The organism is Bifidobacterium animalis subsp. animalis ATCC 25527, assembly GCF_000260715.1.
GTDB lineage: Bacteria > Actinomycetota > Actinomycetes > Actinomycetales > Bifidobacteriaceae > Bifidobacterium > Bifidobacterium animalis.
The window spans coordinates 742,773-757,845 of the sequence record NC_017834.1 but is presented as its reverse complement, the minus strand read 5'-3'; the positions used below and the strand labels follow the sequence as shown (position 1 = coordinate 757,845).

Here is a 15,073-nt window from a genome sequence, read left to right as displayed (position 1 = left end):
AACAATGTCTGCTGTCAGGAAGCCACAGCGATTCACTGGGATGCCCGGCGCCGGCACCTCGATGAAAGCCGGCTCCGGGCATTCTGGTGAGACACGTCAGTCGAGATAGGCACCTTCAGCCAGATGGGCGCCACGGGCCCACTCCGGAGCCCCCATCTCTCGCTTGCCAGCAGCCTTGACGACCAGCAATTCCAACGGATCGGTGGAAGTGCCCACCCACACATGATGCTTGGTGACGTGCAGCTCGCCCGGCTTGAGATTCCGAGGTGATTCATCGACCGTCATATCCGCCGGGATGGCCTTCGACACATGCAGCGTCTCGCTGGCATCATCACCATGTGGATGCAGATTCGCCCATGCCCCCGGCACCGGCGTGCAGGCGCGAATCTGGCGATCAAGCGCGAAAGCCGGCACGTCGAAACGCATGTGAGCGTCCTGCGTGGCGATCTTGGCGGCGACATCGTAGGAGCCTGCCGGCTGATCGACGGCGTTGACGACTCCTTCGTCAAGGGCCTGCAGCGATGCCGCGAGCAGACCGGCGCCATCTTCGGCGAGACGGTGGAGCAGCTCGCCGGCATTCTCATGCGCACCTATGGTCACCGTGCTCTGTCCGAGCACCGGCCCACGATCCATACCTGCAGTGATGCGGAACACCGAGCATCCGGTCACTTCGTCGCCAGCCCAGATCGCGCGCTGAACCGGAGCGGCGCCACGCCACTGCGGCAGCAGCGAGAAATGCAGGTTGTACCATCCCAGCGGCAGCGCCTCCAGCACCGATTCGCGCAGAATCTTGCCGTAGGCCACCACCGCCGCGCATTGGGCTCCGGTGGCCTTCAATGCGGAGAGGAAGCATTCGTCGGCCGGATCGCACTCGATGACATCGAGGCCGAGTTCACGGGCGGCCATTTTCACCGGGCTGGGCATAATCTTGCGGCCGCGCCCCGTGGGCGCATCAGGCCGGGTGAGCACTGCGACCACTTCGAAATGCTCGGTGTCTTTGACCAACATACGCAAAGAGGGAACCGCCACCTCCGGGGTTCCCGCGAACAGCACTCGTAACATTGATGTCCTCTCTTCCGCCCGTGCAACTCATGGGCTGTGGTTTTCACTGAATCCCAAGCATAGTACGCACAAGGCGCAGGCAGTCGGCTTACGGTCACAGCTGAGTAGGATGCCGCCTCACAGCAGATCTTTCGGGTCCATTCTGAACCGCAGTTCCCCACTTTCGCGAGAGGCCACATGACGCGCCACCTCAGTGCGCAACCGCAATGCGAGTTCGGCACGTCGGGCATGCGAGACGCGCACGACCGCCTTCACCCTATCGCCCATCTCATCGAGTTCACGGGCATCGATCGTGCGATCTGGAGCGAGAGGGGTGATGCCGAGCAGTGAGGGGACCTTCCCTTCTTCGCTTTCGACCCACGCCCAATCTCCGTTCGCAATGCCTATGTTGTGCAGGGCACGTTCCACCGCATCACGTCTCCCCCAAATGCAGGCGGCGCTAACGACTGGGGGCAGCCCCGTCTCAGTGCGGTCCGCGAGCTCATTGCCTGCAACCACGCGTGGATCCCAGAGCATGAGTGAACGAGCCAGCGTCGGATACGTCTCGCCAATCAGCAGTCCCCTGCCTCCGGCGGCACGTGATTTGCACAGCGACATCGCCTGCATCCAATTGGACAGCACATCCACACGAGCATCGAGACGCAGGTCGTACAGACTCGTCCAGGCATCGAGAATCGCCACCGCCTCATAGGTTCCCGTCGTACCGTCCTGCGTATGCACCATGGGTTCGCATCCCGGAGTGGCGACGACAATGCGTGGGGTGGCATCCACATGATCCACAACCCCTTGGCTTTGGCTTGAAACGAGCATGGGAACGCCACGGAACAGCCCCTGCAACTCCTGCACGGTCCCCACCGCCCCCACCCGGATCACACGCAACCGCTCTGCTCCGCAATGCCGGCAATGCCAGTCCACGGCGGATGAGCCACACCAGCTGCATCGCGGGGCATCGGCCGCGGGAACACGCACCAATGGTCCACTGCAACGCAGGCATCGAGCCAGTTGCAGGCACTGCGCGCAACTCAACGACTCGGTGACGCCATCGTGCGGTATGGAGAACAGCACGGGGCCATGCTCAAGCGCCTTCGACAGCACACGCACCGCAGTGTGCGGCACCCTGGCACCGACGCTGGGATCGGCGAGTCGGTTGAGTTCATCACGGTTCAGCCACCGTACCGGCGGTGCCTGGCTTTTAATCACATCGGAAAAGCCGTGCACCGCCACACTCGGGCCAGCAACTTCCAACACGACCGAGGAGGTCTGGCTTTCCCATTCGCTCAACACGCTACGCGCCCTTCCGATCGCGACGAAGACGCCTCCATGGAGCTTGGCGCGCAGACGGCACACACCACGCGCATTCGCATAGGGCATGAGGCCATCCGCATACTGGTAGGCGTCGTCGTCCACAACCGCAAACAGCGCCTCGTCCGGTACGGGCGCGTACATGGCCGCCCTCGTACCCACCACACAATTGACCCGTCCCTCGCCAATGGCCAGATACGCCCGGTATCTGTCGGCCGGCGAGAGCGCTCCGCTCAACACCGCGATGTCTCCCTCATATATCTGCTTGGCATTTGGCGCGAACACATGGAGCCCCATGTTCTCCAACGCATGCACCATGCTCCACACCTCACGCATGCCGGGCATCACCAACACGGCGGATTTCCCCGCTCCCATGGCGGTGAGCGCCATCCAGGCCAGTGTCCGTTCCCATGCACCAACCCCCGGAAGGGCATCGATGACGAACGCCGAGAACCCCTGCGGTGCAGTGAGTGAGGCACGTAGGGTCTGTGCCTGCTCATAGGCTTTGGCGATCACGGGGAAATGGTCTTCGGCACGTGAGGCGAAACGACCTCTGCGATCAACCATCGACGAATCGGCATAGGGCGCCTCATCGGCAGCCGACTCTGCGTCGCTTGCCGATTGCAAGGTGACGTTAGGCTCCTTCTCCACTCCGGCGACCCTGCCCGGCATGGCCACGCGCAACACGTTCGCTATGGTGCCGCCGTAGGCATTGGCCACGGCGGTGATGTCGCGGCGCATCTGACTCGGTACGAGCACGCGCGGCGAAACGACCTTCTCGATGTAGCGAATGGCACTTGTCGGCGTATCGCTGTCGTTCACCCGTTCCCAAATAATGCCGTTGACACGCTGGCCTCCGAACCTGACCCGGACCAGCACACCCGGCTGCGCGGCTTCGCTCATGCTATCGTCGACGAAATAGTCGAAGGGCTGCCCCAGATGCGTGGCCTGCACATCCAGCACCACCCGCGCCACCGGCAGCTGGGCAGCAGGCTTTCTGGGCGCGGCCTTGCGCGGCGAGCGCCGCCGCATGCCCATGCCGTCGAAAGCCGGCTGCATCGCTTCTTCGGGTGTTCCACTCATAGTGCCCCAGTCTAGGCTCTCCCCTCATTCAGGTAAAGGCGTCAGCATGCGCGTGTCCAGCTCCATACATACGGAAAAGCGGCATGCGTATGAGCATGCCGCTTTCCACGTGGGCGTCAGCTTACCGACTCAGTGGTTCGGCCACCATGGACGCAACGGGTAGGTGTCAGTGCCCTCATCGTTTGGTTTGATGGCGAGGAACTGATGCACCTGAATGTTGTTCATCTCGAAATTGAACGCGCAACCGGCCATATAGAGCCCCCACAAACGGGCCTTCGGCTCACCGACGAGCTTGACGGCGTCATCCCAATGCACCACCAGATTCTCGTTCCAACGGTGCAGCGTGAGTGCATAGTGCTGGCGGAGGTTCTCCTGATCGATCACCTCGAAGCCCGTGTCTTGGATCACCATCTCGATCTCGGCCGGTGAGGAGAGCTCGCCGTCCGGGAATATGTAACGGTCGATGAACTGACCGGCTTTCTTGCCCTGATGCGAGTTGCACCGGGTGATCTGGTGGTTAAGCAATTTGGCGCCCGGTTTGAGCTTGTCGTAGATCTCCTTGAAATACGACGGGTAGTGCTTGTGCCCGACATGCTCCATCATGCCGATGGAGCAGATGCCGTCGAAATCGCCTTCGGGAACGTCACGATAGTCCATGAGTCGCACCTCGGCAAGGTCCTCCAGTCCTTCGTCTTTGATCCAGCGTTGAGCCCATTCGACCTGCTCCTCGCTCAGCGTGACGCCGAGGGCCTTGATGCCGCGTTTGGCAGCTTCGATCACCATGGACCCCCAACCGCAACCTATGTCGAGCAGTCGTTCTCCCGGCTGGAGTGCGAGCTTGTCGAGCACGAGGTCGATCTTGTTCTTCTGCGCGGCCTCGAGCGACATGAGCGGGGAGTCGAACACCGCGCAGGTGTAGGTCATGGATGGTCCCAGGAACATCGAATAGAATTCGTTCGACTGGTCGTAATGGTAGCTCACCGTGGCCTCGTCGCCGGCCTTCGAATGCGGCAGCAGTCCTTCGCTGATGCGGCGGGCACGGCTTGGGCCCTCGATATCGGGAGGCGCGGGACGGTGGAACCCATGGTAGGCCACCGAAGCGAGCGCCTTGGCCAGTTGGGCTGGATTTGGTGTACGCAGGTACGACTTGAGCGGTACGAGTTCCTTGAACAGCGCATATGGATTGCCGGGCACGAGCTGCGGCGAATCGATGTCCCCCTGCAGGTAGGCGCGGGCCAGGCCGAGCTCGCTCGGCGCATTCACCATGTAGTAGATGGCGCGCGAGTTCTTCACTTGCAACGTCAGCGGAGCATCGTCGGACCCATACGACGACCCATCGAAACTTTCAATATGCACAGGTGCACCCGGCTTGAGGAACAGCTCAATCATCTGTGCTACGGTCATTGCGGCCATATTCATCTCCTTTGGAGATTCCTTGCTGCACGGCACATGCGGTGCAGCTGTTGTATTGAGATATGCCGTTGCCCATCCTGCATGAGCAGCATGCCGGGATGGACTTGGTGGTATTCGTGTCAGTCGACGAGGGTGGCGATGGCCTGCTTGAGCTCATCGACCTTGTTGGTGTGCTCCCAAGTGAAGTCATCGTCCTCACGGCCGAAGTGGCCGTACGCAGCCGTCTTCGAATAGATCGGACGCAGCAGGTCGAGCTCGTCCACAATCGCGGCAGGACGCAGATCGAACACCTTGCGCACGGCTTCCTGAATCTGCTCGCGGGTCACGCCGTCCGCCTCGGTGCCGTAGGTCTCCACATTGATGCTCACCGGCTCGGCCACGCCGATGGCGTAGGCAACCTGCACCTCGACCTTATGGGCCAAACCCGCGGCCACGATGTTCTTGGCGACCCAACGTGCGGCATAGGCCGCGGAACGATCCACCTTGCTCGGATCCTTGCCCGAGAACGCGCCGCCGCCATGATGGGCCGCACCGCCATAGGTGTCGACGATGATCTTGCGACCGGTCAGCCCTGCATCCGCTGCCGGACCGCCCATGATGAACGAACCTGTCGGATTGACGAGCACGCGGTAGTCGTCGTGCTTCACCGCATCCCCCAGCACCTCATCGAGCACCGGCTCAATCACATGCTCCCGCAGATCCTCGCGCAATGCCTCCTGCGAGACCTCGGGATCGTGCTGTGTGGAGATGAGCACGGTGTCGACGCGCAGCGGTCTGTTCTCCTCATCGTATTCAATGGTCACCTGCGTCTTGCCGTCAGGGCGCAGGAATTTCACCTCGCCGTTCTTACGCACCTCGGCGAGCCGGTATGCCAGACGATGCGCCAGATGGATCGGCAATGGCATGAGCACATCGGTTTCGTCGCTTGCATAGCCGAACATGACGCCCTGGTCGCCCGCCCCCTGGGCCTCGTAGCGTTCCTCGCGCGAGACGGCGTTCTCCCGGTCCGACTCGATTCGGGAAACACCCTGGTTGATTTCGGGGCTTTGTTCGCTCAGTGAAACAAGAACGCCACAGGAATCCGCATCCAGACCAATCACCGAACTGGTGTACCCGATCCTACGCACTGTATCGCGCACAATGCTCTGGATGTCGGAGTACCCTTTGCTCGTCACTTCGCCGAACACCCAGAACTGGCCCTTCGTGGCGGATGTCTCCACCGCCACATGGGAATGCGGGTCCTGGCGGAGCATGTCGTCGAGAATGGCGTCGGAAATCTGATCACAGATCTTGTCGGGATGCCCTTCGGTAACGGATTCCGCGGAGATCAGCTTCACTTCTGCCATGACTCTTCCTCTCTATTTCAATATGCGGGCGTTTGTCTCCACAATTCAATCACATCTTCGCTACTTTCATACGCAAGCGTAACTTAGCACTACCGGAATTTGCGCTTGAGCCGAGCTGGGATGGCAAAACAAAAACGCCCTGCCAATACCTGGCAGGGCGCACATGCATGTTCGTGAAAGTCTAGTTGCCTTCGCTCAGATCGTCTTCGCCGAGCGTCTCCTCAAGCAGGCCTTCGTCGATCTCACGGAACGCGATCGACAGCGGCTTCTCCTGGCTCTTGTACTCGACGAGCGGACCGACGTTCTGCAGCAGACCCTCATTGAGCTGCGTGAAGTAGGAATTGATCTGGCGAGCACGCTTGGCAGCGAAAATGGCCAGTGCGTACTTGGAATCCGCATGCTCCATGAGGTCGTCGATCGGCGGATCCGCAAGACCGGTCGGGGTAGGCTCAGTGCCGAATGCCATTTGAAATCTCCAAATCACTAGCAAATGCTTATGCAAAGGTTCAGTATACTTCAAGTCAGCGAAAATAGGCAAACTCTGACAGATGTGCCTATTCTGTTGAGATTACGGACGGAAATTCCAGCATGCGGAAGCGTTGCCCACTCTCCGCGAAGTTCGAGTTGAATAGATGCTCATGGAAATGCGATCTGCAAAAATCATGAACGGACGAATGTTCGCCGGTGCCCGTGCGCTCTACCGTGCGGCCGGCGTTGACAGCAAGGATTTCGGCAAGCCGATCGTCGCCATTGCCAACTCCTTCGACGAATTCGTCCCCGGGCACGTACATCTCAACAAAGTAGGACGTCTCGTCTCCGAGGCCGTGAAGAAGGCCGGCGGCATCCCACGCGAGTTCAACACCATGGCCGTCGACGATGGCATCGCCATGGGACACACCGGCATGCTGTACTCCCTGCCTAGCCGCGAGATCATCGCCGATACCGTGGAATACCAGGTGAACGCGCATTGTGCGGACGCGCTGATCTGCATCTCGAACTGCGACAAGATCACACCGGGCATGCTCATGGCGGCGTTGCGTCTCAACATTCCGACCGTGTTCGTCTCCGGCGGCCCCATGGAAGCCGGCACCACCGTGCTGCCGGACGGCACCGTGAAGGAGAACACCGATCTCATCGACGTCATGTACGCCTCTGCCGACGATTCCATGAGCGACGACGACCTCCTCGCCTTCGAGCGCACCGTGTGCCCGACATGCGGCTCATGCGCCGGCATGTTCACCGCGAACTCGATGAACTGCCTCACGGAGGCGATCGGCCTTGCACTGCCCGGCAACGGCACGGTGCTCGCCTCGCACGGCTACCGCAAGCAGCTGTTCGAGCGGGCGGCACAACAGGTGGTCAAGATCGCCAACCAGTACTACCAGCATGACGACGAATCCGTGCTCCCCCGTTCGATTGCCACGAAGCACGCCTTCGAGAACGCCATGACGATGGATGTGGCGATGGGCGGCTCGACGAACACCGTGCTGCACATTCTCGCGATGGCACAGTCCGCGGACGTCGACTTCACACTCAATGACATCGAACGCATCTCGCATACGGTGCCGTGCATCTGCAAGGCATCGCCATCCGGCGAATGGGAGATCTCCGACGTACACCGAGCCGGAGGCATCACCGGAATCCTGGGTGAGCTCGACCGTGCCGGCAAGCTCCACCGCGATGTGCATTCAATCGACTACCCCTCGCTCGAGGCCAAGCTCGACGAGTGGGACATCATGCGCGACTCCTGCACCGAATACGCCAAGGAGTTCTACAGGGCGGCTCCAGGCCACATCGTCTCCCCCGAGCCATGGACCCATGAGACGAAATTCGATTCGCTTGACACCGACCGTGTGAACGGCGCAATCCACGACATCGACCACCCCGCCGTGACCGAAGGCGGTCTTGCCGTGCTGCGTGGCAACCTCGCCCCGGATGGCGCTGTGGTGAAGACCGCAGGTGTGCCGAAGGAGATCTGGAAGTTCCGTGGTCCCGCGCTCGTCGTCGAATCGCAGGAGCAGGCGGTCGAGGTCATTCTCAACGACACGCTGAAACCAGGTCAGGCACTCATCATCCGTTATGAGGGACCGAAGGGCGGCCCAGGCATGCAGGAGATGCTCTACCCGACCTCGTTCGTCAAAGGCAAGGGCATAGGCAAGGACGTCGCACTGATCACCGATGGTCGCTATTCGGGCGGCTCCTCGGGCCTGTCAATCGGCCATGTGGCGCCTGAGGCGGCGAGCGGCGGCAACATCGCGCTCGTCGAGAACGGCGACATCATCACCATCGACATCCCGAACCGCACGATCAACGTCGAGCTGACCGACGAGGAACTCGCCGAGCGCCGTGCCAAACTCGAGGCCGGCGATGGCTATGTCGCACACCGTGATCGCAAGGTGAGCCAAGCACTCAAGGCCTTCGCCGCCTTCGCCAGGTCGGCCGACAAGGGCGCCACCCGCGACCCCGAGCTCATCGACCGTCTTTCGGGACTGGCCTGATTCGGCCGGGAATCCTCGATACCTAGAACCTATGCGAGTGGGGGTGCCACCGGTTTCCTCGGTGGCACCCCCACTCGCATTCGATGCTGCATGCCGTCAGTCGGAGTCCTGTGGCAATCCGTATTCCTGTGCGATGACGTTCCACAAGTCCCGTGCCGCTTTGTCCACCTGCTCGTTCACGATCGTCACATCGAACTCGGGCTCCGCCGCCAGCTCCACCTTCGCGGTCTCGAGCCGCTTCGCCTGCTGTTCAGGCGTCTCCGTCCCACGCCCGATCAGACGTTTCTTGAGCTCGTCGAAGCTTGGTGGCGCGATGAACACGTAAACCACGTCGAGTCCGAGTTCCTTCGCGCGCTCCTTGACGCGGCGCGCACCCTGCAGGTCGATCTCGAGGATCGTCGGCACGTTCCCCGCCAAGTGCTCACGTACGGGTTCCAACGGCGTGCCGTAGTGCGCCATGCCATGCACGACGGCGGTTTCGAGGAACTCCCCCGCCTCCTGCCTGCGCAGGAATTCGGGTTCGCTTATGAACCAGTAGTTCACGCCATCGCGTTCCCCCGGCCGTGGATCGCGCGTGGTGGCAGAGACCGAAACCCAGACCTCCGGATGAGCCTTGCGTAACGCCGTCTCGACGGTGCCCTTGCCCACGGCTGTGGGACCGGTGAGTACGATCAGCCGGCCGCCTTGCCGCTCGGTTGCCTGCGATTGCCGGGATTGTTCGCTCATTGTTCCTCCCAAGTGCGCAATCCTTTTGGATTCGCCATGTGTCCGCGTGGCGCCGTCGACGTGCCGTCGGTGGCTTCGCGCAATGCCTTGCGTACATCGGCGGCAATGGTCTGGGTGCTTTCGATGAGCGCATCCATGTCGGGCCCGCTTTGCGAAATCGCGCGGGACACCGTCACCAACACATTGCCGTTGGTGCCATGGAACACGTTCTTCAGATCGCTGCCCTCCGCACCTTGCCAACCGTAGCCCGGCGAGAGGATCGGCCCTGTGAAATCGCCCGGTTCGATGCCGCTTTCCTGCAGCCATTGGCTAATGGTCGCGCCAATGATGAGTCCGACCGAGCCGAGGCCCTTCACCGAATTATTGTACTTCTGAGCGGTCGCGGCGATGCCATAGGCCACTGTCTTGCCTTTGTACTCGCCGTTCTGGCGGATTGCGGTCTGCAGACTCGCGCCCTCCGGGTTCGACGTGAGCGAGGCGATGAAGACTCCCCTCCCATTGTCAAGCGCATCGTTGATCACACCGCCGAGCGACCGCGCACCGTAGTATGGCAACAACGTGATCGCATCGGCAAGCATGGGCGCACCCGGCTTGAAATAGGCGTCGGCAATGGCCGAGATGGTGGTTGGCAAGCCGCCATGCAGGCAGTCGACAATGGTGATGAGCTCCATCTGACGGGCCGCGTACAGGGCGCGTTCCAGCGCCACAAAACCGCGGGAGCCGTAGCGTTCGAACATGGAGAGCTGGAACTTGACGGCTGCGGCCCTGCCGCTGGCCGCCTGAAGCATACGCATGGCGAAGAGCTCCGCGCCTTCGGCGTCGACGCTGTACCCCCAGTTCTCGAGCACGCCCCTATGCGGGTCAATGCCCACGCATAGCGGCCCGTATTGCTTCATTGAGTTGCTCAGCCGCAATCCGAAGTCGGAGTGCATGGCCTCGCGTTCCTTGTCTGTGAGCGATTGTGTCATTGCGCTCGCGCTTCCTCGCCTTCTTCCTTGTGCTTGCGTTCGAGTTCATAGAGCTCACGGGAGTGCTCCTGAATGCTCATCACCTCGTAATCATTCTTCTTCACGGCTTCGATGGCCAGCAGCACTGCGGAGAATTCCGTCATCGTCGTGTACTGAGGAATGTCGGCGGCAATGGCCGCGGCACGGATCGAATAGCCGTCGGAACGGGAACCACGGGAGTTCGGCGTGTTGAGGATGAGATCGATCTCGCCTTCCTCGATGAGCTCGACGACGTTCTTGCCAACGCTACCCGCGGCATGCTGGATTTCAACCGGATGCTCGGGATCGGTGTCCACCCGGCTGTGAATCTTGTCGACGATCTTCGATTCGATGCCGTAGCGGCGCAGCACCGATGCAGTGCCCTCGGTGGCCCAGATCTCGAACCCAAGCTCCACCAGACGCACGGCGAACAGCGGTAGCTGACGCTTGTCGGTGTCGTTCACCGAGATGAACACGTTGCCGTTCGTCGGCAGTCCGCCCTCGTAGGAGGCCAGCTGGCTCTTGGCGAAGGCATGTGGGAAGTCGCGGTCGAAGCCCATCACCTCGCCAGTGGAACGCATCTCGGGTCCGAGCAGAATGTCGACGGTCTTGCCGACCGGGGTGCGGAAGCGCTTGAACGGCAGCACCGACTCCTTCACGGCGACCTGCTGGCCGAGGCGCACATCGCCGCCATCGCCATAAGGCAGCAGCAAGCCGTTCTCACGCTGCTGCTCAATCGTCTCGCCTGCCATGATGCGGGCCGCAGCCTTCGCTAGAGCCACGCCGGTGGCCTTCGAAGCGAATGGCACAGTACGAGAAGCGCGTGGATTCGCCTCGATCACATACAGTGTGTTGGCCATGAAGGCATACTGCACATTCATGAGACCCCGTACCTGGCAACCCTTGGCTATGGCCAGGGTCGCCTCGCGCAGACGTCGAATCTGGTCGTCGCTCAGCGTGCTTGGCGGCAATGTGCAGGCGGCGTCGCCGGAATGGACGCCCGCCTCCTCAATGTGTTCCATGATGCCACCGATATACAGTTCCTCGCCGTCGAACAGCGCATCGACGTCGATTTCGATGGCGTCCTGCAGGAACTTGTCGATGAGCAGCGGGGAGGGAAGACGCCCCGACACCACGGTGTCGGCTTTCGCCTCACTCAGTGCGCGGTTCACGTAGGTCTCCAGCTGCGCATCGTCGTACACGATCTCCATGCCGCGGCCGCCGAGCACGTAGCTGGGGCGCACCAGCACCGGGTAGCCGATGTCGTGGGCAGCTTCACGGGCCTCTTCGAGGCTCAGCGCGGTGCCGAAACGCGGCGCGTTGAGATGTTCCTGACGCAGCACCTCACCGAACAGCTCGCGGTTCTCGGCCAAGTCGATGGCCTCGGGAGTCGTGCCGAGAATCGGCACACCGGCGGCCTTGAGACGTGCGGCGAGCGAAAGCGGCGTCTGGCCACCGAGCTGCACAATCACACCCTTGATCGGACCCTGCTTCTTCTCGGCCTCGTAGATCTCAAGCACGTCCTCGAAGGTGAGCGGTTCGAAATACAGACGATCCGACATGTCGTAGTCGGTGGACACGGTTTCGGGATTGCAGTTGACCATGATCGTGTCATAGTCCTTGCCGAGCTCCTGCACAGCGTGCACGCATGTGTAGTCGAACTCGATGCCCTGGCCGATGCGGTTGGGTCCGGAGCCGAGAATGATCACAGCCTTGCGTTCCCTCTTGCGCAGTTCGGTCTCATCGGCATAGCACGAATAGTAGTACGGTGTTTGCGCGGCAAATTCGGCGGCACAGGTATCGACCGTCTTGAACACCGGGTGCAGCCCGTAGTTCCAGCGCAGTTCGCGAATCGTGTTCTCGCCTTCGTCACCGAGTCTGCGCAGATGTGCGATCTGCACGTCCGACAGACCGGCGAGCTTCGCCTTCCTGAGCAGGCGCTTCGAGAGCGTCTCTGCGTCGCGCACCTGCATGGCGGTAGCGTTGATCTGGAAGAACTGGTCGATGAACCACGGGTCGATCTTCGTGGCGTTGAAGATCTGTTCCGGCGTCGCACCTCCCCAGATCGCACGCATGACCTGCAGGTAACGGTGTTCGGTGGGAATACGCATCTGCTCGAGCAGCTCGTGCACCTCGCCCTCGCTAGGCTTCTCGCCGTCCCAGCTGAAGCCCATATGGCGTTTGTCTATGGAGCGCATGGCCTTGCCAAGCGACTCCTGGAAGTTGCCCGCCAAAGCCATGGCCTCGCCCACCGACTTCATTGAAGTGGTCAGCGTCGGATCGGCGCCGGGGAACTTCTCGAAAGCGAACCGCGGCACCTTGGTGACCACATAGTCGATGGTGGGCTCGAAGCTGGCAGGCGTCGACTTCGTGATGTCGTTCTGGATCTCGTCGAGCGTATAGCCGAGCGCGAGCTTCGTAGCTATCTTGGCGATCGGGAAGCCTGTGGCCTTCGACGCCAGCGCGGAGGAACGCGATACGCGCGGGTTCATCTCGATGACGATGATGCGGCCCGTGTCGGGGTGAATGGCGAACTGGATGTTGCAGCCGCCGGTGTCGACACCCACACCACGAATGATCGCGATGCCGATGTCACGCAGCTTCTGATACTCGCGGTCGGTCAGCGTGAAGACCGGGGCGACGGTGATCGAGTCGCCGGTATGCACGCCGACCGGGTCGACGTTCTCGATCGGGCAGACGACCACGACGTTGTCGTTGCGATCGCGCATGAGCTCGAGCTCGTATTCCTTCCAGCCCTCGATGCCCTCTTCGATGAGCACCTCGTCGGTCGGCGAATAGTGAATGCCGGCACCGGCGATGCGGTGCAGCTCCTCGGTGTCGTGCGCGATGCCGGAGCCGAGGCCTCCCATGGTGAACGACGGACGCACGACCAGCGGGAAACCGAATCGTTCGGCAATGGCGTCCACTTCCTCCAAGGTGTGGGCGATGTCGGAGCGTGCCGACTCGGCGCCGGCCTCCTCCACCACCTTCTTGAACGACTCGCGGTCCTCACCGCGGTCGATGGCTTCCAGCGAGGCGCCGATGAGCTCCACATCGTACTTCTTGAGCACACCGGCCTCGCCAAGAGCCACTGCGGCGTTCAACGCGGTCTGGCCACCAAGCGTGGGCAGCAATGCATCCGGGCGTTCCTTGGCGATGATCTTCTCGAGAATGGTAGTCGAGATCGGCTCGATGTAGGTGGCATCGGCCATCTCCGGATCGGTCATGATCGTGGCGGGATTCGAGTTGACGAGAATGACCCGCACGCCTTCCTCGCGCAGCACCCGGCACGCCTGGGTGCCCGAGTAATCGAATTCGGCCGCCTGGCCGATTACGATCGGGCCGGAGCCAATAACCATCACCGACTTGATGTCTGTGCGCTTAGGCATTCGCGTTCTCCTTCTTGGAAGCCATGGAATCTCGGGAATTGTCCATCATGGAAACGAAGCGGTCGAACAGATAGGCGGCATCATGCGGTCCAGCCGCCGCCTCGGGGTGATACTGCACCGAGAACGCCGGAATATCGACGCACTGCAGGCCTTCCACCACATTGTCGTTGAGATCGACATGGCTCACGAACACCTTGCCGTACCGACCGTTCTCGAACGGGGCGTCCACCGTCTCGCCGATTGGCGCATCCACTGCGAAGCCATGATTGTGGGCGGTGACCTCCACCTTGCCGGTGGTCACATCCTTGACCGGTTGGTTGATGCCACGATGACCGAACTTGAGTTTGTAGGTGCCGAACCCAAGGGCACGCCCGAGCAACTGGTTGCCGAAGCAGATGCCGAAGAACGGGTAGCCGGCGTCGAGCACCTGGCGCAGCAACGAGACCATCTGGCCGGCCTGTTCCGGGTCGCCCGGCCCGTTCGAGAAGAACACCCCGTCGGGGTTGAGTTCCTGGATCTCATCGAAGGTGACGGTGGAAGGCAGCACGACCACACGGCAGCCTCGCTCGGCCATGCGGTGCGGGGTCATGGCCTTGATGCCCAGATCGATCGCGGCCACGGTGAACAACGGCTCCTTGCCTTCGAAGTCGCCGGCCGGCTCGACCACGTAGGCTTCCGGGGTGCTCACCTCGTCGTAGAGGCTCATGCCCTTCATCTGCGGGGTTCGTTGCACCTCTTCGAGCATGTCGGAAATCTCGCGGGGCTCGCCGTTGGAACCGACAAGCGCCGCTCCCGAGAAGATTCCCGCACGCATCACACCTGCCGAGCGCAGGTGTCGCACGAGTTTGCGGGTGTCGATATGCGAGATGCCCACGATGTGGTTGGCCATGAGGTCGTCATCCAACGACCCTGCTGCGCGCCAGTTGCTCACCACCATGCTCGGGTCGCGCAACACGTAGCCCGCGACCCAGATGCGGGAGGATTCCGGATCCTCATCGTTGACGCCGGTGTCGCCGATGTGCGGGAACGTCTGCACCACGATCTGACGATCGTAGCTCGGGTCGGTCAGTGTTTCCTGATAGCCGGTCATCGCGGTGTTGAACACGATCTCCGCGCAGGTGGATCCCGTGGCACCGAATGGCTCGCCAACGTACACCTGCCCGTCTTCAAGCACGAGAACGGCATCCTGAGCCGTGTATTCATTCGCCGGATCGAACTGAGTCACCATACCCCCATTCGTCAAAAGTATTTGAGGAAAGCGGCCGGTT

General features: G+C 61.5%; 10 protein-coding genes. 1 reads left to right on the top strand and 9 read right to left on the bottom strand.

The genetic code is table 11. From position 1 onward, the window contains the following. Positions 1–96: 96 nt before the first annotated feature. From fmt to rpoZ, 5 genes are all read right to left on the bottom strand, one after another. Positions 97–1,062 carry a methionyl-tRNA formyltransferase gene (gene fmt / locus BANAN_RS03190; protein ID WP_041776977.1) on the bottom strand — a complete coding sequence of 322 codons (966 nt, stop codon included), beginning with the start codon at positions 1,060–1,062 and terminating at the stop codon, positions 97–99. Positions 1,063–1,179: 117 nt separating this feature from the next. Continuing rightward, on the bottom strand, positions 1,180–3,423 hold the full coding sequence (locus BANAN_RS03185) for a primosomal protein N' (protein WP_014697503.1): 2,244 nt from the start codon (positions 3,421–3,423) through the stop codon (positions 1,180–1,182). Positions 3,424–3,576: 153 nt separating this feature from the next. Continuing rightward, the gene (locus tag BANAN_RS03180) at positions 3,577–4,860 is read right to left on the bottom strand and encodes a class I SAM-dependent methyltransferase (protein WP_014697502.1); all 1,284 of its coding nucleotides are present in this window, start codon (positions 4,858–4,860) and stop codon (positions 3,577–3,579) included. 119 nt (positions 4,861–4,979) lie between these two features. Beyond that, a complete protein-coding gene (gene metK / locus BANAN_RS03175) occupies positions 4,980–6,206 on the bottom strand; it encodes a methionine adenosyltransferase (RefSeq protein WP_014697501.1) in 1,227 nt (408 codons plus the stop codon). A gap of 181 nt (positions 6,207–6,387) precedes the next feature. Continuing rightward, positions 6,388–6,672, bottom strand: a complete 285-nt coding sequence (gene rpoZ / locus BANAN_RS03170) for a DNA-directed RNA polymerase subunit omega (RefSeq protein WP_014697500.1) — start codon at positions 6,670–6,672, stop codon at positions 6,388–6,390. A 172-nt stretch (positions 6,673–6,844) separates the two neighbouring features. Between rpoZ and ilvD the strand changes: the two genes are divergently transcribed. After that, on the top strand, positions 6,845–8,704 hold the full coding sequence (ilvD, locus tag BANAN_RS03165; RefSeq protein ID WP_041777110.1) for a dihydroxy-acid dehydratase: 1,860 nt from the start codon (positions 6,845–6,847) through the stop codon (positions 8,702–8,704). Positions 8,705–8,800: 96 nt separating this feature from the next. On the opposite strand, the gene gmk is transcribed toward ilvD, so the two are convergent. The 4 genes from gmk to carA are packed head-to-tail and all read right to left on the bottom strand — an operon-like array spanning position 8,801 to position 15,033. Continuing rightward, the gene (gene gmk / locus BANAN_RS03160; RefSeq protein WP_014697498.1) at positions 8,801–9,430 is read right to left on the bottom strand and encodes a guanylate kinase; all 630 of its coding nucleotides are present in this window, start codon (positions 9,428–9,430) and stop codon (positions 8,801–8,803) included. Further along, the gene (pyrF, locus tag BANAN_RS03155) at positions 9,427–10,398 is read right to left on the bottom strand and encodes an orotidine-5'-phosphate decarboxylase (protein WP_014697497.1); all 972 of its coding nucleotides are present in this window, start codon (positions 10,396–10,398) and stop codon (positions 9,427–9,429) included. The genes gmk and pyrF overlap by 4 nt, the downstream gene beginning before the upstream one ends. Next, complete coding sequence (gene carB / locus BANAN_RS03150) at positions 10,395–13,805, bottom strand: carbamoyl-phosphate synthase large subunit (protein ID WP_014697496.1); 3,411 nt, start codon at positions 13,803–13,805, stop codon at positions 10,395–10,397. The genes pyrF and carB overlap by 4 nt, the downstream gene beginning before the upstream one ends. Further along, entirely contained in the window at positions 13,798–15,033 is a 1,236-nt protein-coding gene (gene carA / locus BANAN_RS03145) for a glutamine-hydrolyzing carbamoyl-phosphate synthase small subunit (RefSeq protein ID WP_014697495.1), read from the bottom strand. The genes carB and carA overlap by 8 nt, the downstream gene beginning before the upstream one ends. Positions 15,034–15,073 lie beyond the last annotated feature (40 nt).

Bases quoted from the DNA above. Each gene is read 5' to 3' on its own strand.
- ilvD (WP_041777110.1), top strand. From the start codon at position 6,845: ATGGAAATGCGATCTGCAAAAATCATGAACGGACGAATGTTCGCCGGT.
- rpoZ (WP_014697500.1), bottom strand. From the start codon at position 6,672: ATGGCATTCGGCACTGAGCCTACCCCGACCGGTCTTGCGGATCCGCCG.
- BANAN_RS03180 (WP_014697502.1), bottom strand. From the start codon at position 4,860: ATGGCCGCAATGACCGTAGCACAGATGATTGAGCTGTTCCTCAAGCCG.
- fmt (WP_041776977.1), bottom strand. From the start codon at position 1,062: ATGTTACGAGTGCTGTTCGCGGGAACCCCGGAGGTGGCGGTTCCCTCT.
- BANAN_RS03185 (WP_014697503.1), bottom strand. From the start codon at position 3,423: ATGCAGCCGGCTTTCGACGGCATGGGCATGCGGCGGCGCTCGCCGCGC.
- gmk (WP_014697498.1), bottom strand. From the start codon at position 9,430: ATGAGCGAACAATCCCGGCAATCGCAGGCAACCGAGCGGCAAGGCGGC.
- pyrF (WP_014697497.1), bottom strand. From the start codon at position 10,398: ATGACACAATCGCTCACAGACAAGGAACGCGAGGCCATGCACTCCGAC.
- carB (WP_014697496.1), bottom strand. From the start codon at position 13,805: ATGCCTAAGCGCACAGACATCAAGTCGGTGATGGTTATTGGCTCCGGC.
- carA (WP_014697495.1), bottom strand. From the start codon at position 15,033: ATGGTGACTCAGTTCGATCCGGCGAATGAATACACGGCTCAGGATGCC.
- metK (WP_014697501.1), bottom strand. From the start codon at position 6,206: ATGGCAGAAGTGAAGCTGATCTCCGCGGAATCCGTTACCGAAGGGCAT.